Origin of the sequence: Paenibacillus sp. GCM10028914, from assembly GCF_042666275.1 — a bacterium.
GTDB lineage: Bacteria > Bacillota > Bacilli > Paenibacillales > Paenibacillaceae > Paenibacillus_AQ.
Map to the genome: position 1 here is coordinate 342,266 of NZ_JBHTFO010000015.1, position 23,391 is coordinate 365,656.

Consider the following 23,391-nt stretch of genomic DNA (forward strand, 5'->3'; position numbering starts at 1 on the left):
TGGACTTTTTATTCGTTTTTTTTGACTGAAATGTGCTTCTTTGCTTCTTTACAGTAAGTGCCAAGAAGGAGTAAGATTCATTCGTAATCATGAATGTGCATTACAAATTGGAATGAAAACCGAATATTCCTAAATCGCTTAATTCTGAAATCAGAAGCGGGGGAACCAATAAGATGAGACCATCCTCATCTCCGGGGTGAATCACTTGGCTAGCTACTGCATGTGTAGGGATACTTTCCTTCCCGAATCCGTCAGCTAACCTCGTAAGCGTTAAGAAAGAGGAATTTGTCGTGTCTTATTTTTTCAAGCCACGGGAAAGCTCCAGCTTTCCTGCGGCTTTTTTTGTTATGCCTAAATCGTGTTGCAGGACGTGATGAGGGCGAATTCAAACGATATATTTAATAACTCTAGGCGGTGACATTAACGATGGCAGCAATAAAAAGACTATTGATTGGTCGGCCTCTTAAATCGAATGAACTTGGAGAACAAAAACTGAACAAGAAAAAGGCATTAGCAATACTCTCCTCAGATGCACTTTCATCTGTAGCATACGGACCAGAACAAATCCTGCTTGTTCTGATTACGATCAGCGGGGCTGCACTTTGGTATTCGATTCCTATTGGGATTGGAGTATTGGTACTATTAACGGCTTTAATTTTATCTTACCGTCAAATCATATTTGCTTATCCTCACGGAGGGGGAGCTTATGTCGTATCTAAAGAGAACCTTGGAATATATCCCGGTTTAGTTGCTGGTGGTTCTCTGTTGGTAGATTATATCCTTACTGTTGCAGTAAGTGTCTCGGCAGGGACGGATGCTTTAACATCCGCTTTCCCAATATTGCATGAGCATAAAGTCGGCATTGCGGTAGCGTTTGTCATCCTTATAACGATACTGAACTTAAGGGGAGTTACCGAGTCGGCTACCGTGCTTGCTTATCCCGTTTATTTGTTCGTATTGGCCTTGTTTATTCTACTTGGAGTAAATATGTACAATATTCTGATGGGTAACGCTTCTCCTGAGTTTCATGCTCCAATCGGAACTCCGGTTGCAGGTATAAGCTTATTCATCCTGCTAAGAGCTTTTGCATCTGGTAGCTCAGCTCTCACCGGGGTGGAGGCAATATCGAATGCCATACCGAACTTTAAAGATCCTGCGCCCAGAAATGCAGCCAAAACATTAATGGCCATGGGCATATTACTCGCCGTATTGTTCTCGGGTATCGTATTCCTAGCTTATTATTACGGTATAACGCCAACAGCGCAGGAAACAGTCGTATCCCAGATTGCGAGCCAAACCTTCGGCCGTAATATTATGTATTTCTTTATACAAGGGACAACTGCATTGATTCTAATCCTAGCAGCGAATACGGGATATTCAGCATTTCCACTCCTTGCAGTCAATCTTGCTAAGGATAAATTCATTCCAAGAATGTTTACCGTTCGGGGAGACCGCCTTGGTTACTCAAATGGGATTTTAATTCTTGGGGTATTATCTATAGTTCTGATTATTGTCTTTCACGGGCAAACCGAGAGTTTAATTCCGTTATATGCTGTGGGGGTGTTTATACCTTTCACCCTATCCCAGACAGGGATGATGGTAAAATGGATTCGGGAGAAGACAGCAGGTTGGGTGACAAAATTAATTATTAATACCATCGGCGCTTTGATCAGCTTTACCGTATTCCTTATCTTTTTCGTAACGAAATTTGTGCAGATTTGGCCTGTGCTGATATTCCTGCCATTAATCGTTTACTTGTTCCTACGCATTAAAAAGCACTATGATGCCGTTGGTGAACAATTACGGATTACCACTTGTGAACCACCCATTGAGATAAAAGGTAATGTTGTAATTTTACCGGTATCAGGTATTACACATGTTGTTGAGCATTCTTTAAACTATGCGAAGTCTTTATCGGCGGATCAGATTATCGCGGTGTACATTCCTTTTGAAAGAGAAGAGTTAACTCGGTTCGAGGAAAAATGGAAGAAGTGGAGACCTGATGTAAGGCTAGTGACTATAAATTCTCCATATCGAAGCATCATACATCCATTAAGCAAATTTATAGATACCATACAACGGAAAGCAGCTGAATCGAACTATCAAGTAACAGTAGTCATTCCTCAGTTCATTCCGAAGAAAAGCTGGCAAAACCTGCTTCATAATCAAACCAGCTTTATGATACGTACCTATCTGCTGTATCGGAAAGATGTTATTGTTACGACAGTTCCGTATCACCTTAAAAAGTAAAACATTCTCAAGCTCTGGCCTGTTACTAGACCAGAGCTTTTTTATGTAGTCTGCTATTCATATAGTTGTATAGATGAAACCGTCATGACTGCAGGAAATGCAGCTTCATCTACAGGCACATGATCAAACCAACCACCTACAGCAAGGTTGAGGACTAGATAGAAAGGCTCATCAAACGGCATGATGCCATTTTCTAATTGACGCTCAGCGAAGCAATACCCATCAACCAGCCACCGGATCGTACCTTCGTCCCATTCCAGCCCATAATCATGGAACTCGTTAATCGTACCGTTCTTAAACTCGTAAGAGAATTCATCGATAACTTTATTGTCCCAGTCCTTTCCGTAATGCAGTGTTCCCCATATTTGCTGTGGCAGGCGGCCTCTAGATTCCATAATATCGATCTCACCAGAAGCGGGCCAAGAGCCGTAAGTGTCATGCTGCGGAAGCAGCCATATGGCAGGCCAAAGTCCCTGACCTACAGGGAGCTTAGCGCGCACGATAAGTTTGCCGTAGCGAAAGGAGAAATGATTTTTTGTGTCCAAACGGGCGGAGGTATAGTCAAAGTGCTTCCCATCTGCTTCAATAACTTCGCGGCGTGCACAGAGATTTAATCCAAATTCATTGATGAACAGATTGTCTGCGAGTCCCGTGTAATACTGCAACTCTCCGTTACCCCAACCAGGGGATATGGGATTGCCTTCATGATCAAGCAGGTCATTGCCAGAACGAATATTCCATGCACTCAAATCGGTATTACGATTTAAAAAATCTTGCTCCCATATAAGTTTGTTCATTCTTCAAATACCCCTTTCATTTAATCACAGCATACTTCATTGAACAGATCGGTTAGAACAAATCTAAAAAATTGGGATAGGGTCAAAAATGATGGCCTTTTTTTCCTTTGCTGATTTTCTTACGATGAAGTAGAAGGGGGCACGGAACATGTTCCAATACAGGACAGGACAACTAAAAGCAATTCTTCGGCAATGGCAATTGCAAAGCATGGTCATCCCAGGTATTATCTGGATGTTTATTTTCTGCTATATTCCCATGCTTTGGCTGGTGATTGCATTCATGGACTATAGCATTGCGAAACCCATGCTGGAGTCACCGTTTGTCGGACTGAAGCACTTTCAAGACTTTATGACAGATGATCGCTTTTGGCGCTCGATTCGCAATACCTTGGGTATGAGCACCATCAAACTGCTGCTGGGCTTTCCTGTTCCTATTTTATTTGCCCTGATGCTCAATGAAATTCGGAATATGAGGTTTAAGCGTACGGTACAAACCATTTCGTATTTGCCGCATTTTATTGCCTGGACGATTTTTGGCGGGATCATGCTTAATTGGTTAGGTGAAGGCGGGGTGATCAACCAGCTGTTTATGGCACTCGGATTTCAGGACCGTGAGATCTTGTTTAACAGCGAACCGAAGTACTTTTGGTGGATTACCTATTTTTCCGATATTCTCAAAGAAACTGGCTGGAGCGCTATTATTTACATTGCTGCCATATCCGGCATAGATCCGGGATTGTACGAGGCTGCAGAGCTTGATGGCGCGAACCGCTGGCAACGTATGTGGCATATTACCGTTCAGAGTATTCGCGGAACCATTGCTATTTTGTTTATCTTAGCTGTTAGTGGAATACTGGGAAGCAACTTTGAACAGATCTTTATGCTCAAAAACAACATGAACATGAGGATGGCGGAGAGCTTAGACTTGTATATCTATAACATGGGATTGGTATCTGGGCGCCACTCTTTCTCGACGGCCGTACTATTTGCCCGATCCATCGTGGCGCTGGGTTTGTTGTTTTTAGCCAATTTCTCATCTAAAAAACTAACCGGCGAAAGTATTTTTTAATCACGAATCATGAAATCGATTACTAAAGAAGAAGGGAGGACAAAAACATGCTAAGTCGCAGGAGGTTTCGTCGAATCGGCGTTTTTGAGATTTGTAATACACTGCTGATGTTGGCCGTTTGCTTTATCACGCTGTACCCGATGTGGTTTGTGTTTATTAATTCGCTAAACGCACCGGAACAAGCAATGCTGGGTACTGTGAACTGGTTTCCCAAAGAAATATCACTGTCCAGTTACAGTGTCGTGTTTCAGGATAAAAGTATGATGAACGGTTTTTACATCACTACATTGCGAACAGTGATCGGAACGTCGGTGCATGTGTTGTTTACCGCCATTGTGGCTTACGGTATGAGCAAGCAGCATCTGATTGGCCGCAAGCTGTATCTCAAAATCGCTTTAGTCACGATGTTGTTTTCAGGCGGACTGATTCCTACGTTTATTCTCATGACTAAACTGGGCTTGTATGATCATTTTCTGGTGTTTATCATTCCTGCAATGTACACGTTCTTCAATATGGTCATATTCATGAGCTTCTTTCGCACCATTCCGGACGGTTTGGAGGAATCCGCGAAAGTCGATGGGGCGTCGGATTATGGGGTGCTATTCAAAATCGTACTGCCTAACAGTATGGCGGTCATCGCAACAATCGCACTTTTCTCAGCCGTATATCATTGGAACGATTACTATCAAGGCGTAATTTATATTCATTCGCCAGATATGCTACCGCTACAAACCTTACTCTATAAAATCATAGCAGAGAACTCGATGTCCTTTATGCAACAGCAGGCGATGGCCCAGTTTGGCGCAAGGCTGCCAGGCAACTCCATAAAGTTTGCTTCCATGATGGTGGCCACGTTGCCGATTCTTATTTTCTATCCGTTTATACAGCGCTATCTTGTCAAAGGCGTTATGATTGGTGCAATTAAAGGGTAATCGTCATCGCCTCTTCTAAGATCTGGTTTTGAAGGGCGCTCGATAAAGAAATATTGTATTCTATCATTTGAAAGAGAGGAAGTACTTATAATGAAGCGAAAATCTATCAAACAATGTTTAGCCTTCGTTTTGGCCACGATTCTGGTCCTTAGCATGGCCGCTTGTACTCGTTCCGAGCAAAGTGAAAAGCCACCTACTCCACAGCCTACAGATAATAAGACAGACCAGCAGGTCGAAGTTAAGCTGAATCCCGATGAGCCTGCATGGAAGCAAGATACTTCTCCTGTTGATTTAACATGGTTTGTAGGTGCGAATTGGTATGGCCAGACATGGGGGGAAAGCTTGGCCTCCAAGCATATAACGGAAAAAACAGGCGTTAATATCAAAATCGAAGTTCCGTCCGGTGAAGCGAACGAGCAAATGACCCTGATGATGACCTCAGGACAGCTGCCGGACTTGATTACGATGGGATCATGGGAAAACGCTGTCAAAAAGCTATGGGAAGGCGATCATGTGTATGCATTGAATGAATTGGCAGAACAATATGATCCTTATTTCTTCAAAGTAGCGGGAGACGGTACCCTTAAATGGTACCGCCAAGAGAACGGCAATACGTATGGTATTCCAAATGATTCTTACAGTCCAAACTTGATGCATGAAACCGGCCTATCGGCTGCCAACCAGACCTTTCTGGTACGAAAAGATCTTTATGAGGAGATGGGGAGTCCAGATCTGAGCACCCCCGAAGGATTCTTGAATGCGCTTCAATTGCTTAAGGATCAATATCCAGAGTATAAGGGTCAACCTATAAGCCCCTTCTTTGCACAAGGAAATGTACCTTACGGCATGACCGAGTACCTGCACAACCTACTGGCTGTACCACACGAGAAAGACGGTAAAGTATATGACAGAATGACCGATCCGGATTATATCACTTGGCTGAAAACCTTCCGCACCGCATACGAGCGCAAGTTGTTAAATGTTGATTTTTTGGTGGATTCGGATACGCAGGTTGAAGAAAAAACGAATAACGCGCGTTATTTCATGATGATTCGAGAGTGGACGGGAATGTCTGCTGTTAACCCGATGCTTGCTGCTAGCTCAAATCCTGATTCTTACTATATTGCAGTGGATGGACCGCAGAATTCAAAGGGGGATAGTGCAAAATTGTTCCCTGGCAACATGGACGGATGGATGGTTACGATGGTAAGTAAATCTACTAAAAATCCTGAACGAGCCATCCGTTTCCTGTCCTATCTGACTAGCGAAGAAGGTCAAAGAGATCTATTTCTAGGTAAGGAGGGCGAAACATGGGACATGGTGAATGGCAACTCAGAATTGAAGCCTGAAATGGTGCAATTACTTGAAACCGATATCGAGAAGCTGGAAAAAGAGTACGGTATCGTGGATACGTACTGGATGATGCGGAATCCTGTCATCGTCAACCAGTGGAGACCCGAGAAGGCTCCTTATATTAAACAAATGGAGGACTTTGCTAACGGGCAGGCTGATATCGACAGTGGAATTTACAAAGGTCTAGATCCAATGGGTGATTCAGATGCTGCGGTAGCCTGGTCACGTATATCTCAAAATTGGGAAGAAGTGCTGCCTGAGTTAATTACCGCAAAAGATGAAGCTGCTTTTGATAAGATTTTTGAGAATTTCCTTGAACGCCGTGTGAGTTACGGCTTTGATCAAGTAATGGAATATCGCCAGACAGAACTGGATGCCCGAAAAGCAAAAATGGCGGAATAACAATACCTTATATGAGTTTTGCCGGCCGCTTGAATTAGTGGCCGGTATTCTCTGCTTTTGTGGTTTCTAACATTAGGTATAACGAAATGCTTACCTACCAGCAGATTTGTAATATATGGTATATTACAGAGGTGGGGGAGGACTTTGAATGAATTATCTGTTGACTCAGTGGAGACGTCTGTACCGTAATTCCCGCATATCTCAAAAGTTGTTCCTTGCGCTTAGTATTACGATTGCTATCCCTGGCATTTTGGTATCCTTTTTATTTATTCGTACACAAGAAACTCAACTCTATAAGGATGCTATGACTACGGGAAACAATCATGTTTCGCGACTCGAACAACAACTGAGAGGCAAAATGGACATTGTTGAAAACGCTTCCTCGACTGCCCTGACACAATCGGCATTCGTGGATTTTATACATTCCAATATGCTTGGGGATGGCTTGCGGCTGGTTAAATTCAGACAGAATCAGTATGAGCAGATGCATAATATTATCCAGAGCCATTCGTTGATCAGTGAACTTAGTTTCTACGTCGATAATCCAAATTTGTTTGAAATATGGCCGGTAATCTACCATTATGACAAATTCTGGCCGCAGGATTATTGGGTAAAGCTGAGGGAGGAAGGTGGAGCCGCTTACCGCTTATTCTCTTTTAAGAATGGAGAGCATTCGCTGTCTTATTACAGGCTGGTACGCCTTCAGGGACAACAACAGAAACGACCAAGCCTTGTGGAAATACGCGTTTCGCATAGCGCGATGTTCAGTGAATTATTCGAGGAGAATGAAGGTGACTTCTTTTCGGTTGTGATGGACGAAAGTGATCCTTCAAGAGCCATTTATAATCCCCGACATGCGTTTTCGCAAGAAGCAGGGGAAGAACTGAAAACAATCCTTAGTGGCATTCACGGGAATATGGATATGCTTCAGCAGGAAAGTCCGGTGAAAGTCAAAGTAGGAGACCATACTTACTATGCACTATACCGCTATATTGCCCCTCTGAAAGCTTATGTAGTGGATATTGCCTCCCATCAGGCACTGATGAAGGGTCCTCGCAGTTGGTATGCTTTTGTGGTGGCAATTACATTATGCGTGCTTCTGCTGATTATGCTGCTCGTATCTCATACAACTCGGCGTATTTTTCGGCGTCTCGATAGTGTTCTCGCTTCAATGCGTCTGGTTCGAACAGGTCAACTGGATGCGAAAATTGATGTCGGTCTTGATAATCATGAAACTGGCGATGAGATCGATGAGGTAGCAGTGAGCTACAACAATATGCTTGATGAAATCAAACATCTGATGACGCAAGTCGTGGATAAGCAGTTGATTGCCAAAAACGCTCAGCTGCACTCGCTGCATTCACAGATAAATTCTCATTTCTTATACAATGCGCTGGAATCTATCCGAATGTTGGCAGAGGTTCAGAAGCAGCCAGCTATCGCGGGTGCACTGGTATCATTAGGTTCACAGCTTCGGTATAACATGCAGTGGCGGAGTGATACTGTAGCTCTTAGTGAGGAGCTTGCCAACATACAAAACTATATTCAATTCATTAATTTTATGGAAGGCGAGTATATCGTATTGACGGCCAATCTACCGAATGAGGTGCTTCGTTATACCATTCCTAAAATGTGTATGCAGCCCATAGTTGAAAACGCTGTTCATCATGCAGCACCTAAGGACGATATCGTGCACATTGATATTACTGTATCGGTTGAGAATGACAAGCATCTCCTGATCCAGATACGGGACGACGGTGTAGGTATTGAACCGGAAATGCTTGCCCGCTTGCATGCCGTACTGAGTGGTACCTCGGATTCCCCGATTATAACCAGCAAGAACGGACTGGGCATTGAAAATGTGCACAAGCGATTGCAGTTGCATTATGGTAAGGATTGCGGTCTTTGGATTGACAGTATACATGGTGCTTATACCTGCGTAACCATACGCTTGCCTTGGGAAAACGTAAATCTTGGAGGTTGGTAGGATATGATCAATATTCTCATTGTGGATGATCAAAAACACATACGCGATGGCCTGCAAACGATGCTGCGACAATTTGATCTACAGATCGGCAATCTTTACTGTGCAGCGAGCGGGATTGAAGCAATGGCGATATTGCGTCAGCACAGTATCCACTTGGTAATCACTGATATTCGAATGCCGGATATGGATGGACTGGAACTCATGGCGCAAACGAAATCAGAGTACCTCAAGGTGGAATACCTGATTATCAGCGGCTATAGCGACTTTACGTATGCTCAACAAGCCATTAGCCTTGGTGCAAAAGGATATCTCCTGAAGCCTGTGAAGCGGGAGGATTTGCAATCATCGATAGAGCAGATATGGCAAGAGATCAAAACACGGCAGCAACTCTCCCGTAATATGAAGCACGTCTCCCGTCTTGCCCGGGAAACGGATCGCAAGGAGCTACGAATGTTTATGCAAGGTGCAGCGAGTGATGAAGCGTGGGTTATAGAGACCCAGCAACATAATCCAGAGCTGTGGCAAGGCTATCGTCTATGCCTTCTGCGGGAGGAACGGTGGATTAATCAGCCAGGGGTAAGTAGTGTTGATAGCATGGAGTCCATTGCTTACAGAGTGTACGGCAGGCGTAAGTGTATTTGCCTGCAGCTCCGTCCGTACATGATCCTTGCGGTGGATGCCACTGTAGATTCGAATGCTTTACCGTCGGCGCTAAAGGTAGAGCAGATCAAGTCTATTGCGGTTATGACCAGTCCTAATCAAGGATTAAAATCATTGCCGCATAGCTACACCCAAGTAATTGAGCTATACCATCATAGTTACCTGTTTCCTGATCAGCTCTGTATTCTACCTGAGCACATCCAACGCCTGGAGCAGGAATGGCAGCTCCCATATGAAGAGCTTTATGCCCTATTCCAAAACATTGGGACAAAAAACAGCGGCATAATCGCAAATGGTATATCTGCGATTTTCAATAAAGATGTGCTTCAGCGTTACCACATTCGCTATACCCTTCAGCTATGCAGTGCTACGGTGAAAATGTTGGAGGAATACGAACGATTGATCCGCCCCTACATGGGGGAAGAGGCGCTCGATATAGAATCTTTACGCAATCTCTTCGATTATCCGGGCATTCGCGATTATATTGCAGTACTACAGCAGCAGATGCTTCGATTGAACCAATTCTATTATGAGTACAAGTGCAGCTATCGCAACTCACAGGATTTGAATGAAGCGATCCGATACATACACGAGAGCTATCATAAACCTCTGGATCTTGCGATGGTATCCAATCACGTGTCATTGAACTATGCCTATTTTTCAAACTTATTTAAGAAGAATATTGGTAAAGGCTTCGCTGAATACTTGCGTGATGTACGCATGGAGAAAGCCCGGAGGCTTTTAGCTGAAACCGATCATAAAATCGTTGAGGTAGCGGCCATGGTTGGATACGAAAGCTATAAAAGCTTTACAAGGACATTCAGAGAGGTGATGCATGTCCAGCCCACAGAATATCGGCAGCAGATGCGACAGAAGGCGGAAAGAGAAGGGAAATATCAGGACACAAGACTTTAAACAAGTGTAACGAATCAATATCCAAAATATTGGGGTACAACAAAAATTATTGCACCTTTTCGTAAGATTGCTCTATTCGATAGAATATAGATGATCCCCTGTGTAAGCGATTTCTTTCTTGCTTAACACTGGGGAAATCTATTTTTTGAAATAAGGAGGGCAATTATGAAAGGTCTTATTCGCTCGGAGAAACGGTTCAAGCAGAAGGTATTTCATTTGTTCTTGGCTCTTGTAATGCTGGGCAGCATCAGTGCATGGCCGACTTCAAATCTGAAAGCAGCTGAGGCAACAGGAACCACAGTTACCTCGATGTCATACTTCTCAGCGGCAGACGGGCCAATCATTTCGAAATCCGGGGTCGGAGAGGCCAGTTACGGTTTTGTCATGCCGATCTTCAATGGAGGCTCTGCCACTTGGAATCAAGTGTCGGGTGATGTTGGCGTTCATGTGAGACAGAACGGCAATTGGGTCGACATCGATAGTATCGGCAGCTTTATCTATAACAAGAACTGGGGGCACTGGAGCGATGGGGGCTTGAATGGCTATTGGTTTATCGTCTCCGAAACGACCGAGATTCAGCTGTACTCCAAATCCAATGGAGTCAGTCTTGATTACACGCTTGAATATCAAAACGTTGATAAAACAACGATTACTTCTATGACACCTACACAAGGACCGCAAATCACGGCAGGATTTACCGGCAGTACAGGATTTACATATCCTACATTCAATCATGATCCCGCTATCATCTATGAGGCCGTAGCTGAAGATTTAAAGGTGTATGTAAAGCCGGTTAACAGCAGCACATGGGTTGATATAGATAATAATGCTGACAGCGGTTGGATCTATGACAGCAACTTTGGACAATTCACCGAAGGAGGCGGTGGATACTGGTTTAACGTAACGGAGTCGATTAACGTTAAGCTAGAATCGAAGACTTCTTCAGCTAACATCATTTACTCGATCATCTTTAATGAACCCGTAAGAAACTCCTATGTCATAACTCCTTATGATGGAATAACCTTTACAGCTGATTCGAAGGGCGCCATTAGCATCCCGCTTCCTAAGATTGACGGAGGTGCGCCAATAGGGACAGAGATTGGTAATTTTGTGTACGAGATCAATATGAATGGGCAATGGGTAGACATGAGTAATTCCAGTCAAAGCGGTTTTGTCTACGCTGCTAATGGCTACAATAACATGTCTGATGCGAATCAGTGGGGGTATTGGGCCGATTATATCTATGGCTTGTGGTTACAGCCGATACAGGAGGACATCCAGATTCGTATCGGCTATCCGTTAAACGGGGAGCAGAGTGGAAATGTTGACAATAATTTCGTCACCTATACGTTAATAGGCAATCCTGATGCTCCACGTCCGGACATAACCGATCAGGAGGATATTGAGATCGGAACGCCTAGTGATCCAGGCATCGAAGGTGTGAATCTCATCTGGCAGGATGAGTTTAATGGAAACGCACTTGATACGAGCAAATGGAACTATGAAACAGGTTATTACATCAATGAAGATCCTAATAGCTGGGGTTGGGGTAATGCCGAGCTACAGCATTACACGAACAGCTCACAAAATGTGTTTGTACAGGACGGAAAGCTGAATATTAGAGCTTTGAATGAGCCAAAATCCTTTCCGCAGGACCCAAGCCGGTATGCGCAATATTCCTCAGGTAAACTTAACACTAAAGATCATCTCTCTTTCCAATATGGGAGAGTTGACATTCGTGCCATGTTACCTACAGGCAATGGCGTTTGGCCTGCACTTTGGATGCTGCCGGAAGATTCTATATATGGTGCGTGGGCTGCTTCTGGAGAAATTGATATCATGGAAGCCAAAGGACGTCTACCCGGTACGACAAGCGGAGCTGTACACTTCGGCGGACAATGGCCAGTGAACCGATATATTGCCGGCGAATATTACTTCCCCGAAGGGCAGACCTTCGCGAGTGATTACCATGTGTATTCTATGATTTGGGAAGAGGACGACATCAAATGGTATGTGGACGGCAAGTTTTTCTTTAAAGTCACCAGAGATCAATGGTATTCGGTAGCTGCACCAAACAATCCAAACGCACCATTCGACCAGCCATTCTATATTATTATGAATCTGGCGATCGGTGGACATTTTGACGGCGGCCGGACTCCGGATCCATCTGATATTCCAGCTACAATGCTGGTGGACTACGTTCGGGTCTATAAGGATAATAGCGGCGAAAATTCTGAGACCGTTCCGGTTACCGGTGTAACTGTGAACCCTTCCATAGCGCAAGTGGAAGTTGGCCAAAATATTCAGTTAAGCGCTAGCGTGTCACCATTTAATGCAACGAATAAGCAAGTTACTTGGTCCGCATCTGATTCTAGTATCGCTTCCGTAAGTCCAAACGGACTTGTGACAGGGCTCTCTCCAGGCACGACAACCATTTCAGCTACAACCTTTGATGGTCATAAAACAGCTAGCTCTACTATAACTGTTGTACCTGAGCCATCTCCGGTGATCATTATTGGAGATGAGGTCCAGGGCTTGAAGAAGATTGATGATGACTTGCTGTTTTATGTTCATGGCGCAACTTTCGCGGATTTGCACTACAAAGTCAACAACGGCGTCCAGATGAACGTTGCCATGAACCAGGAGGGAAACGGTAACTATATTTATCCTGTAAATAATCTGAAACATGGGGATACTGTCGAATATTTCTTTACCTATGACCCAGGGCAAGGTGCCTTAGATACCCCTTGGCTTACCTATGTCCATGGAGTAACACAAGGAATACCCGAATAAACGAAAGGCAAGAGAATGTTAGTCTCTCCGGTTTCGCTTTAATCGATGATCAGACAGCCTAATATAACCAAAAACATCTTTTTAATTTTAATCATTAATAATTCACAACATAAATTTATACTTATGAAGATTATTAGTCTCCTTGGTGGACCAAACTTTTAGCAGGATCATATTGTTCCATTAAATGCTTGATATCCGTTTTTGGGGGAGCTCCAAACATTCGGACATACTCACGGCTGAATTGTGAGGCGCTCTCATATCCTACCCGAAAGGCAACATCAGATGCATCAGCAGATTCATTTAACAATATACGTCTTGCTTCTTGTAATCTCAGTTGTTTCTGGAACTGAATCGGACTCATAGCAGTTACTTCTTTGAAGTTACGATGAAAGGTAGAAACACTCATATGGGCTATTTGGGCCAGCTCTTCTACCCGCAACGGCTGATCATAATTTTGGATAATCTGTTCAATCGCATTCCTAATTCGATAAGTGCTGCTTCCTTCCATAGCGATCTGAGCAAGCGTTACCCCGTAAGGTCCTTGCAATAATTTATATAAAATTTCTTTTATATAAAGGGGAGCGAGAAAGGGAATGTCGCTAGGGGTATCTAATAGGCGGATCAATCTAAGAACCGCGTCCATTAAGGTAGATTCCATTTTGCCAACAAATAAAGCTCGCTTTGCATTTTCTCTAGTTTTTATTTGTAGCCCTGAGTCATTCATAACCTCTAAAATTTGATTCTGGGTAAATTCAAGCTTGAAGCTCAAATAAGGAGCATCAGATGAAGCTTTGATGATTTGGCCAATAACCGGCAGATTCATAGAGGCGATCAAGTAATCAGCCGAACCGTATTCAAAGCGCTCTCTAGACAAAAGTACTTCTTTAACGCCTTGAGCAATCACACAGAAAGAAGGGGTATAAACTCTATAGGCTTTTTCTGAAATCCCAGAGTGACGGTAGAAATATAGTGAAGGAATTGAGGTTTCGAAATGATTATGGTTTGAATGCTGTTCGATCAAGCTGACTAGTTCCTTTTGCTTCTGAAGCATACATCATATCCTCCTTGGATATATGTTTTTGTCAATTATAGCGGATTTCTCTCGCTCTTGTTAACTGTCGTGAGAGAAATAGGCAATGATTTAAGACAATCGAGATAACAATCTAGTATGGAAATGTTTCAAAAAAAAGTCGCGGAACTTGCGACTTTTTTTATTTGTTAATGAAATGGGCATAAAAACAGGAAGGAAATATTACTAGGTATCTTGCATTATTCAGTACTGAATGTTAATATGTGTAAAACCAGCTACTGTATATTGTACAGTACTGAATAAAGCTATAATAGGCATCTCCGACACAGGCGACATAATCATTGAACATAAATAGCACTCCTCTCATACAAACCTACCTTATCAGTTATGTGAAATGACCACTCCACCATGATTAACGCCATATGATCAAAATCATTAGACGATTTAACCAAAATGGAAAAATACAGCTGATGTAATAAAAACAAAAGCTGTAATTACAAGGAGGAGTTTTTATGAGTACAGTCAATACCAAGAAGGTAGTTATGCTCAAGGCGATTAATTTATGCAAATCTTACTCTACGGGTACAGAACAATTCCATGCGGCGAAAAGCGTGAATCTAGAATTATTCGAAGGCGAATTTACCGTCATTATGGGCAGCTCAGGCTCAGGTAAATCCACGCTGCTGTATCTGCTAAGCGGTCTGGACACGCTAACCTCCGGGGAAGTGTATTTCAAGGGACAGCGGATTGACGAATATTCTGAAAAAAAGATCACGGATTTTCGCTCTAACAAAATCGGTTATGTCTATCAATCCATCAATTTAATCCCAGATTTCACCCTGTTAGAAAATGTTTCCTTTCCAGGATATGTAGCTGGACGTAGTAAAAACGATATCCATAACCAGGCAATGAACCTGTTGCAGATGATGGGTATCGCGGAGCTAGCTAATCGCTTGCCGTCTCAAGTATCCGGTGGTCAGCAACAGCGGGCAGCGATTGCAAGGGCGTTGATCAATTCACCTGAGGTGATTTTCGCCGATGAGCCAACGGGAGCACTCAGTCAGGAGCAGGGGACGATTATTCTGGATATTTTGACTGAGATGAACCGTAAATCACAATCGATCGTCATGGTCACACACGATATTAAGGCAGCCTGCAGAGCAGATCGTTTAATCTTGGTGAAGGATGGTAATATTGATGGGATTTTGGAGCTTGGCAAATATTCGATAGAACAATTGAAAGCAAGAGAGAACCAAATATTTGAGTTTATATCAGAAAGGGGGCAATAAAGGATGTATGCGGTCTGGAAGCTATGCTGGTCAAACTTAAAAAATAAAAAAGTACAAAACAGCTTCATGGCGATCATCATCATGTTATCTGCTTTGCTTCTCTCCACGGCGGTGCTAGTCATCAATAATACGAACCGTGTGTACGAGAATATGCATGCCGAAACTCATGGCGCCCATCAAATATTACGTTTGGAGAACGGTATACATGATCCTCAGCAGGTTCACGACTGGTGGGCAGCGCAGCAAGGAGTGACAACCTCGGATATGATGCGTTACCGCTATCTTTCCAGTATGTCTCATGCTGGAGAGGAAATTCCCAATGTTGATTTGTTTATGATGGATACGCCAAATGGCCCTTTTCCGGTCGATAGGCTTTTGTTTGTCCAAGGGGAGGAGGGGAATGCTCCGAAACCTGGAACAGCCTGGATTCCAACATCTCTTGCTAACTCCAACGATATTAAAGTCGGTGATCCGATTGAATTCAAGACCGATAAAGAAACCTTCCAATTGCAAGTCGCAGCTGTTGTTGTAGACATTTCGTATTGTTCACCTTTTGCAACGAGTGGAAGGGTTTGGATGAATGATCAGGATTACAATGCCCATATGTCCTCTCTACAAGGCAATGATATGTATATGACCGGACTGCGATTCGATGATTACAGCCAGAACCGTGCTTATTGGGAAACCTTCGAGAGATCGCTAGGCACTCCTTTTTTGGAGTCAGTGAAGGATTTTGAGAGTATATCCTCGTATTATATGATCTCAAACCAAGTTATTAGCTTCATTATGGTTTTTCTCGCGGTCGTGATGATCTCCGTTGCTCTTTATACGCTTGGTTTTATGATTTCAGATGCAGTGCTATCGAATTACAGGACCATCGGCATTATTAAGTCCGTCGGATTGTCCTCACGAAAAGTGGTTTCGGTATATGTGTCACAATATACGCTTTTGGCTTTTATCTCCGTCATCCCCGGGATATTACTCAGTTTTTTCTTTTCCAACCAAATTGTTAGCAGCTCGATGGCTTATCTCAATACGGGGACATCAGATATGAATGTTCCATTTTCGACAATCGCAATATGGGTGGGGGTTGCGGTGATAGCGGTAATCTTTATATCCGCACTGCTGTTTTCCTATAAAGCTCGTAGTGTCGAACCGGCGCAAGCGATTCGTTACGGGAAATCGGAGAAGGATCATTCGAGAAAATTAGGTAGTGAAAACACATGGAAGAAGAAGCTTCTGAAGCTGGGCTCGCTTCCGACAGAAATGGTGATTGGGCTAAGAGGGGTGTTGAAGAATCTTCGTGGTTCCGCATTGATCATTCTGATCTCAGCCTTATCCACTTCCGTACTTGTGTTTGGATTTTTGTTTGTATACAGTATTTCTTCGATTCATGGAACTATAGCGAAATGGGGCTATGACTCGTCCGATCTATCCGTAAGAATCGATAATCCAGATAAAATGTCCTATGAACAGCTTCGTACGGAAGTACTTACCGATGAAAGAGTGAAGAACTATAGCCGTTATGGAGACGCTAATGCGGTTTTGCCGATTAATAAGGAACTCGCAGCCGAAATGAAGCAGGATACAATGGGAATATTATTGACGGTAGCTGAAGGGAATTACGATGAGATCGGTTATGAGAACGTTAAGGGCCGAAATCCGTTGAATGCTGGGGAAATTTCAATAGGTGTAAACATTGCGAAGAATCTGAATGTTGAACTAGGTGATCCACTGGATATTTACATTGAAGGAGAAAAGCATACTCTAACCGTTACTGGTATTTATCAGGCGATTGCTAACATGTCCTATACGGGTCGAATTACATCGGATGTCATCAAAGAAGTTAATCCCCGCTATGGAGCAGTAATGAATACAATCTTTATCAATCTGAAAGGCGGCGTTTCAATTGATGACTTCGTGGATGAGTTGAATCTTAAGTATGGCAGCGAAATCTCGACTGCAAGTCAGGCAACTTTGGTGGATGATGTATTCTCTCAAGCGTTTACCATACTGATATTGCCAATGTCGATTATGGCCTTGCTATTCATCGTGATTACCTTTGTCATTATCTACAGCATCAGCCGTATTAATATGAAGAAAGAGAGCCGAACATACGGTATTTATAAATCTATCGGAATGACTTCAAGGCAGATTCGTATTTCGGTAACAGCAGGGATATTCGTTGTCTCCGCGATTGGGGCTTGTGTGGGAGTCCCCTTGGGATTGATTGGACTTCCCCCTTTGCTTAATATCGTTTTGGCGGATTACGGTATTGTGGAAGTTCCATTAATTATGAATGGAGGAGGGATTGCAGCGGTGATTCCACTGAGTGTTATTGCTGCCTGTCTAGGTTCTTGGTTCGCGTCCAGGTCTGTACAAACCACATCTCCGCGTATTTTGACTATGGAATAAGAAATCGTTCTTTGAAGGAAATCACTGCACACTACCGTAGAAAAAGACCCTTAATGTGGTCTTTTTTTATTTGCTAAATCTTTTTCAATACTATCTTGTTTGTATTTTTTTAATTAATGTTGTTAAAGACATCGAAAGCAGTAGGTCTGCGTGATCCGTTACTTTCATTCACATCATTAATTAATATATACTTTAAAGTAAATAAGTTAGATGCTTACAGTAGGGTCGTATGATTGTATAGAAAGGAAGTGCAGTAATGGATTTCGAAATGGTTATGCAGGAACTAGAAGCTCTCGGTAAGGACCGGTTAAAAAAGATGTATATAAGCAATGGTGCACACGAACCACTTTTTGGCGTAGCTACAGGGGCTATGAAACCGATTGCTAAAAAGATCAAGAAAAATCAACCTTTAGCAGAGCAGCTATACGCGACAGGAAACTATGATGCGATGTATTTTGCCGGTATTATTGCAGATCCTGTAATTATGACTGAAGCGGATTTTGATCGTTGGATCGAGGGCGCTTATTTTTATATGTTATCCGACTATGTGGTTGCTGTGACTTTAGCAGAAACGGATATTGCACAAACAGTTGCTGATAAATGGATTGCTAGTGGAGAAGAGCTTAAAATGTCGGCGGGCTGGAGCTGTTACTGCTGGCTATTGGGTAATCGTCCGGATGCTGAATTTGAGAGCAGTAAGATTGCCAGTATGCTAGAACAAGTCAAGAATACGATTCATGGTTCACCTGAGCGAACGAAATCCTCTATGAATAATTTTATATACACTGTAGGGGTTTCTTATTTGCCACTGCATGATATGGCTGTAGAAATAGCTAATGCTATAGGACCCGTGGAGATTAAGCGGGACCAGAAAAAAAGCAGCATTCTTCTCGCTTCCGAAAAAATTCAAAAGGAAGTTGAGAGAGGGAAGATTGGTTTTAAACGTAAATATGTAAGATGTTAGTTAAATATAGGAGGGAATAACGTGGACGCTTTTGCAGAATATTTAGCGAAGATTGATAATCCGCTCCACCGTGAACGTGTAGAGGAAGTTTTGACTTGGATCCATAATAAAGTTCCAAACTTAGAGCCGAAAATTGCGTGGAATCAGCCTATGTTTACAGATCACGGCACATTTATAATTGGTTTTAGTATAGCCAAACATCATATGGCAGTTGCCCCTGAAAGGGTAGGAATTAATCATTTTTCTGATGAAATTGTACAGGCTGGCTATGACCACACCAAAGAGTTGATACGCATTAAGTGGAATCAACCCGTTGATTACTCATTACTTGAGAGAATGATCGAGTTTAATATGATGGATAAAGCAGATTGTACGACTTTTTGGCGGAAATAGAAAAGGTAAGAGCGCGATAGAAGCCTCAAAGAAACTACATATTGAAGGAGTTTTACAACTATGAGTTTGACAGAAAAAGAAAAAGCGAAAATCGGACTCTTATATGATAATAATAACGATAAACAACTTGTGGAAGAACGTCTTCAGGCAAAAGAGCTATGCTATGAATATAACAACCTTCGCCCAAGTATGTTGAATGAAAGGGAAGCGATTATTAGAAGACTGTTTGCTAAAACAGGTGATAAGTTTTTAATTGAACAACCTTTCGTATGTGATCAAGGATACAATATTGAGATAGGTGAGAACTTCTATTGTAACCATAATGCTGTCATGCTGGATGCTGCCAAAATTTCGATTGGTGATAACGTATTCATTGCACCGAATTGCGCGTTGTACACGGCAGGTCACCCCTTAAATGTTGAGCAGCGTAACCAAGGTTTAGAATATGCTTATCCGATTACGATTGGTAACAATGTATGGATAGGTGGGGGTGTGACAATACTTCCAGGGGTTTCGATTGGTGATAATACTGTAATAGGAGCAGGCAGCGTAGTTACAAAGAATATTCCTGATGGAGTGATTGCGGTTGGTAATCCTTGCAGAGTTGTACGCGAGATTACAGAAGAAGATAAGAACAAATATCCTACTGCTTGACTGAAATAAATGTGATCTGTTGTGCTGTCGATTATTCACCTTGTCTTCCTTAAGAAATGACCATCTCGATAAACTGAGCTTTAAATCGAGATGGTCATTTTAATTAATTAATTCAATTCATAGTTAATTGCTTAAAGCAAACCCAGCGGACCCTCCAGCATGCCCATATTTGAAAGTCTTACTTATTAATAATTTGCTGGAAGGTAATATATATATTGACGTATATATATGTGATGATATATATTGGGTGCATGAACACATCAGCCATGCAGTTAACGTTAATAACTCTTGCAGAGCCTAATCGGTTCAATATTGTTGAACTGCTAAAAAAAGGCCCAAAATCAGTCGGAGAAATTGTTAAAGCGTTAGGTATCAGCCAGCCGTATGTATCTCGTCATTTACGTACTAGCTACATGCTACATTACTGAGATGCTTGGAACAGTAGGATGGATGCATTAGAAAACAATCTAAAAAGGATAGATGTAGATGAAGAGAAAAACAACCATTCTTAAAAACTATGAACGTAGAGAACTCACCGTCGAACGTATCGTTTCATTTCCTGCACGGCTTGCATGGGAAGGCTGGACAGATCCAAGACATATCACACAATGGTGGGGGCCAAAAGGATTTACGACAACCGTTTATGAAATGGATGTGTGGCCAGGCGGCGTTTGGCGATACAGTCTGAAACCGGATTCCGGTAGCGGTGAAGAAGTCTTTTGCAGAGCCGTATATGAAGAGGTCGAGGCACCTCACAAGCTGGTGTACACAGATACATTTACGGACAAGGAATGGAATATTGTTTCGGATAGTGAAATGTTCACCACAGTTCTGTTCAAGGAAGGTATCAGAGGGACACGTATTAGCATCGTGACGCGATTCGCAACCAATGAACAACTAGATCATGCAGAAGCCATGGGAATGATCGAAGGATTGACTGATGCGTATGATCGTCTAGAAGAATATTCAGAAAACTTATAAGGAGGGTAACTATGGAAACGATTATTTCTAAGGATGGAACACGAATTGCCTATAAAAAAGAAGGGAATGGTCCTGCACTCATCATTGTTTCATCGGCAGCAGCTGACCATGAGGATGCATCTCAATTGGCGGAGCATTTGACGGCACAATTCACTGTATACAATTATGATCGCCGTGGAAGAGGCCAGAGTTCAGATACTGCGCCTTATGACGTCCAGAGAGAAGTCGAAGATATCGAAGCTCTAATTAAAGTCGCCGGTGGCAAAGCATGCCTGTTCGGAAGCTCGTCTGGAGCAGTATTGGCGCTTGAAGCGGTAAATTTGCTAGGAGATCGAGTAGCAAAGCTCTATTTGTATGAACCACCGTTTATCATTAATGATAGCCGCAAGCCGGTGCCTGCTGATTACGTCCAACGATTGAATTCGCTGATTGATGCCGGTAAGAGATCTGAAGCAGTCGAATATTTCGCATCTGAAGCTCTAGGCATTCCAGGAGAATTCATCGACTATATGAAGGCCGATCCATCTTGGAGTAAGATGGAGTCCTTGGCACACACGCTTGCTTATGATGGCATGATTATGGGATCTACACAGTCCGGTAAGCCGCTGCCTAAGAGCAGGTGGATCATAAACACCCCAACATTAATCATGACAGGGGAAAACAGCGAGCCTCTATTCCATGACGCAGCACGCGAACTTGCCGAGCTCTTGCCCAAGGCAGATATTCAGACGCTCGCAGGTCAAGACCACTCTGCAGTTATAATGGCACCTGATATGTTAGCGAAGGCTGTATTTGAATTCGAACTGTAAGAGCCATATTGCTCAAGGAGGATGAGAATATGACGGATCTTCAATCTCTGAATCGTTTAGTTGGTACCTGGGTTATTAGCGGCGGAGCCGAAGGAACCGTAACCTATGAGTGGATGGAAGGCGGACACTTTTTGATCCAACGCGTCCAGCTCTCCCAAAACGGGCAAGAAGTAAAAGGCATTGAGTTTATTGGGCATTTGAAGCCTTTCGGCGAGAGAGCAAGCACAGATATCCAATCCAGGTACTATGACACGCTAGGTAATACTTTTGACTATGTTTATGAGATCGAGGGGGATACACTTGTCATTTGGGCAGGTGAGAAGGGATCGAATTCATTCTTCAAAGGTATTTTTAGTTCTGATGGAAACTCCAATAAGGGTGCATGGAGTTACCCTGATGGGGGTGGATATGAATCAACGATGACGAGAGTCGAAAGCAACGGGATGGATAGGAAATGGCTATGTAGCTAGCCGTTTGATTCTAGGTAGGACTTATTCAGTTAGGTATAAATATATTATTTTGAATACTAAGAGCTGATTCCTTTGAGGAAACAGCTCTTAGATTGTGGACGTTGAAAATAGGATAAGCGCTAAGCGATTTCGAATCAGAGAAAGTACTTAGACCAGACGCTAAAGAACAAGAGACAGGAAAGTATCTGTAGGGTGTTGAATATATCCGAATAATTCACTAAAATCAGACGTATCTCTGTTACACCTTAGCCATAGGAGGTTAACAACATGAAATTAATCACTGTTCAAAACATTAAGGACAAATTCCATTTGGAATTGCTTGCAGGAGCGAATCGTCTGGATCGTGTCATCACTCGTCCACAAACGCACAGACCGGGACTTGAATTTGTCGGATATTTTGATTTTTTCCCTATGGAGCGAGTACAGGTGCTCGGTCGTAAAGAAATTAATTATTTATTAACACTTAGCGTTGAAGATCGCCAGCTGCATATCGGAAATATCGTAAAATATCACCCACCTTGCTTTATCGTGACGTCAGGACAGCAGGAAATTCCATATCTGACTATGTTTTGTGATCAGGAAGGAATACCATTACTGCGAACGACAGAGAAGGCATCTGATTTCATTCCCAAGCTCGATAGTTTTTTAGTAAAGTCGTTGGCACCTGAAATGTCGATACATGGGGTATGTGTAAACGTTGCGGGTATAGGAATCCTGCTCAGAGGCAAATCAGGAATAGGTAAAAGCGAGACCGCACATACACTGATCCGAAAAGGTCACCGATTTGTAGCAGATGATATTGTAGTGCTCAAGAAACTGGGTCCATCAACCCTTCTTGGTACACATAATGGGACGACCCGGGAGTTCCTCGCCCTAAGGAGCATAGGTCTAATCAATGTTGTGCGTCAATATGGACGTACGGCATTTCAAGACGAGACGCGAATTGTCCTAGATATTGAGCTGTCCCCGTGGAAGGATAATTCACTAAATAATGAGCTGGAAGTAGTGCCTCAGTTCACGGAATATCTCGGTGTCCAAATTCCGCATATTGAGGTTCAGCTTCAGCCGGGCCGTGATGTAGCGGGACTAATTGAGGCAGCAGCTAATAGTTGGTACCTTAAGCAATTGGGCTATAGTGCTGCTGAAGATTTTATGAAACGAATCGAGGATGAGATGCAGGCATGAGACAAAGGCTTCAAATGTCGAATACATAGATATCCTGCGATTA

At 42.9% G+C, this 23,391-nt stretch carries 18 protein-coding genes, 1 pseudogene and 1 riboswitch; of the genes and pseudogenes, 17 read left to right on the forward strand and 2 right to left on the reverse strand.

All coding sequences use genetic code 11. The features are described 5' to 3' along the window. Positions 1-125 precede the first annotated feature (125 nt). A riboswitch (cyclic di-AMP (ydaO/yuaA leader) is annotated at positions 126-286 on the forward strand. Positions 287-426: 140 nt separating this feature from the next. Further along, positions 427-2,250 (forward strand): APC family permease, encoded by a 1,824-nt coding sequence (locus tag ACFQV5_RS14985; RefSeq protein ID WP_379248147.1) that lies wholly within the window; start codon positions 427-429, stop codon positions 2,248-2,250. Between the two features lie 53 nt (positions 2,251-2,303). Here ACFQV5_RS14985 and ACFQV5_RS14990 read toward each other — a convergent pair whose 3' ends face one another. After that, on the reverse strand, positions 2,304-3,047 hold the full coding sequence (locus ACFQV5_RS14990; protein ID WP_379248148.1) for a glycoside hydrolase family 16 protein: 744 nt from the start codon (positions 3,045-3,047) through the stop codon (positions 2,304-2,306). Positions 3,048-3,195: 148 nt separating this feature from the next. On the opposite strand from ACFQV5_RS14990, the gene ACFQV5_RS14995 reads away from it, so the two are divergent. From ACFQV5_RS14995 to ACFQV5_RS15020, 6 genes are all read left to right on the forward strand, one after another. After that, positions 3,196-4,116, forward strand: coding sequence for an ABC transporter permease (locus ACFQV5_RS14995; protein ID WP_379248149.1), 921 nt, complete (start codon positions 3,196-3,198; stop codon positions 4,114-4,116). A 47-nt stretch (positions 4,117-4,163) separates the two neighbouring features. After that, a complete protein-coding gene (locus ACFQV5_RS15000) occupies positions 4,164-5,048 on the forward strand; it encodes a carbohydrate ABC transporter permease (RefSeq protein ID WP_379248150.1) in 885 nt (294 codons plus the stop codon). 90 nt (positions 5,049-5,138) lie between these two features. Continuing rightward, the gene (locus ACFQV5_RS15005) at positions 5,139-6,803 is read left to right on the forward strand and encodes an extracellular solute-binding protein (RefSeq protein ID WP_379248151.1); all 1,665 of its coding nucleotides are present in this window, start codon (positions 5,139-5,141) and stop codon (positions 6,801-6,803) included. A 148-nt stretch (positions 6,804-6,951) separates the two neighbouring features. After that, positions 6,952-8,790, forward strand: coding sequence for a sensor histidine kinase (locus ACFQV5_RS15010; protein WP_379248152.1), 1,839 nt, complete (start codon positions 6,952-6,954; stop codon positions 8,788-8,790). A 3-nt stretch (positions 8,791-8,793) separates the two neighbouring features. Further along, positions 8,794-10,365, forward strand: coding sequence for a response regulator (locus tag ACFQV5_RS15015; RefSeq protein ID WP_379248153.1), 1,572 nt, complete (start codon positions 8,794-8,796; stop codon positions 10,363-10,365). A gap of 165 nt (positions 10,366-10,530) precedes the next feature. Next, positions 10,531-13,158, forward strand: a complete 2,628-nt coding sequence (locus tag ACFQV5_RS15020) for a family 16 glycosylhydrolase (protein WP_379248154.1) — start codon at positions 10,531-10,533, stop codon at positions 13,156-13,158. A gap of 133 nt (positions 13,159-13,291) precedes the next feature. Here ACFQV5_RS15020 and ACFQV5_RS15025 read toward each other — a convergent pair whose 3' ends face one another. Continuing rightward, a complete protein-coding gene (locus ACFQV5_RS15025; protein ID WP_379248155.1) occupies positions 13,292-14,209 on the reverse strand; it encodes an AraC family transcriptional regulator in 918 nt (305 codons plus the stop codon). 491 nt (positions 14,210-14,700) lie between these two features. Here ACFQV5_RS15025 and ACFQV5_RS15030 point away from each other — a divergent pair, with 491 nt between their 5' ends. The 10 genes and pseudogenes from ACFQV5_RS15030 (at position 14,701) to hprK (ending at position 23,348) form a co-directional block, all read left to right on the forward strand. Continuing rightward, positions 14,701-15,477 carry an ABC transporter ATP-binding protein gene (locus ACFQV5_RS15030; RefSeq protein WP_379248156.1) on the forward strand — a complete coding sequence of 259 codons (777 nt, stop codon included), beginning with the start codon at positions 14,701-14,703 and terminating at the stop codon, positions 15,475-15,477. Between the two features lie 3 nt (positions 15,478-15,480). After that, entirely contained in the window at positions 15,481-17,892 is a 2,412-nt protein-coding gene (locus tag ACFQV5_RS15035; RefSeq protein ID WP_379248157.1) for an ABC transporter permease, read from the forward strand. 256 nt (positions 17,893-18,148) lie between these two features. Further along, positions 18,149-18,856 carry a DNA alkylation repair protein gene (locus ACFQV5_RS15040; protein ID WP_379248158.1) on the forward strand — a complete coding sequence of 236 codons (708 nt, stop codon included), beginning with the start codon at positions 18,149-18,151 and terminating at the stop codon, positions 18,854-18,856. Positions 18,857-18,877: 21 nt separating this feature from the next. Beyond that, on the forward strand, positions 18,878-19,249 hold the full coding sequence (locus ACFQV5_RS15045; protein ID WP_379248159.1) for an iron chaperone: 372 nt from the start codon (positions 18,878-18,880) through the stop codon (positions 19,247-19,249). 66 nt (positions 19,250-19,315) lie between these two features. Next, complete coding sequence (locus ACFQV5_RS15050) at positions 19,316-19,903, forward strand: sugar O-acetyltransferase (RefSeq protein ID WP_379248283.1); 588 nt, start codon at positions 19,316-19,318, stop codon at positions 19,901-19,903. Positions 19,904-20,169: 266 nt separating this feature from the next. Further along, positions 20,170-20,307: pseudogene (locus ACFQV5_RS15055) on the forward strand (ArsR/SmtB family transcription factor); the annotation flags it as partial. A gap of 82 nt (positions 20,308-20,389) precedes the next feature. Beyond that, a complete protein-coding gene (locus ACFQV5_RS15060) occupies positions 20,390-20,884 on the forward strand; it encodes an SRPBCC family protein (RefSeq protein WP_379248160.1) in 495 nt (164 codons plus the stop codon). 11 nt (positions 20,885-20,895) lie between these two features. Then, positions 20,896-21,693 (forward strand): alpha/beta fold hydrolase, encoded by a 798-nt coding sequence (locus ACFQV5_RS15065; protein WP_379248161.1) that lies wholly within the window; start codon positions 20,896-20,898, stop codon positions 21,691-21,693. Between the two features lie 29 nt (positions 21,694-21,722). Continuing rightward, positions 21,723-22,163, forward strand: coding sequence for a hypothetical protein (locus ACFQV5_RS15070; RefSeq protein WP_379248162.1), 441 nt, complete (start codon positions 21,723-21,725; stop codon positions 22,161-22,163). A 267-nt stretch (positions 22,164-22,430) separates the two neighbouring features. Beyond that, positions 22,431-23,348 (forward strand): HPr(Ser) kinase/phosphatase, encoded by a 918-nt coding sequence (gene hprK / locus ACFQV5_RS15075; protein WP_379248163.1) that lies wholly within the window; start codon positions 22,431-22,433, stop codon positions 23,346-23,348. Positions 23,349-23,391: the final 43 nt, after the last annotated feature.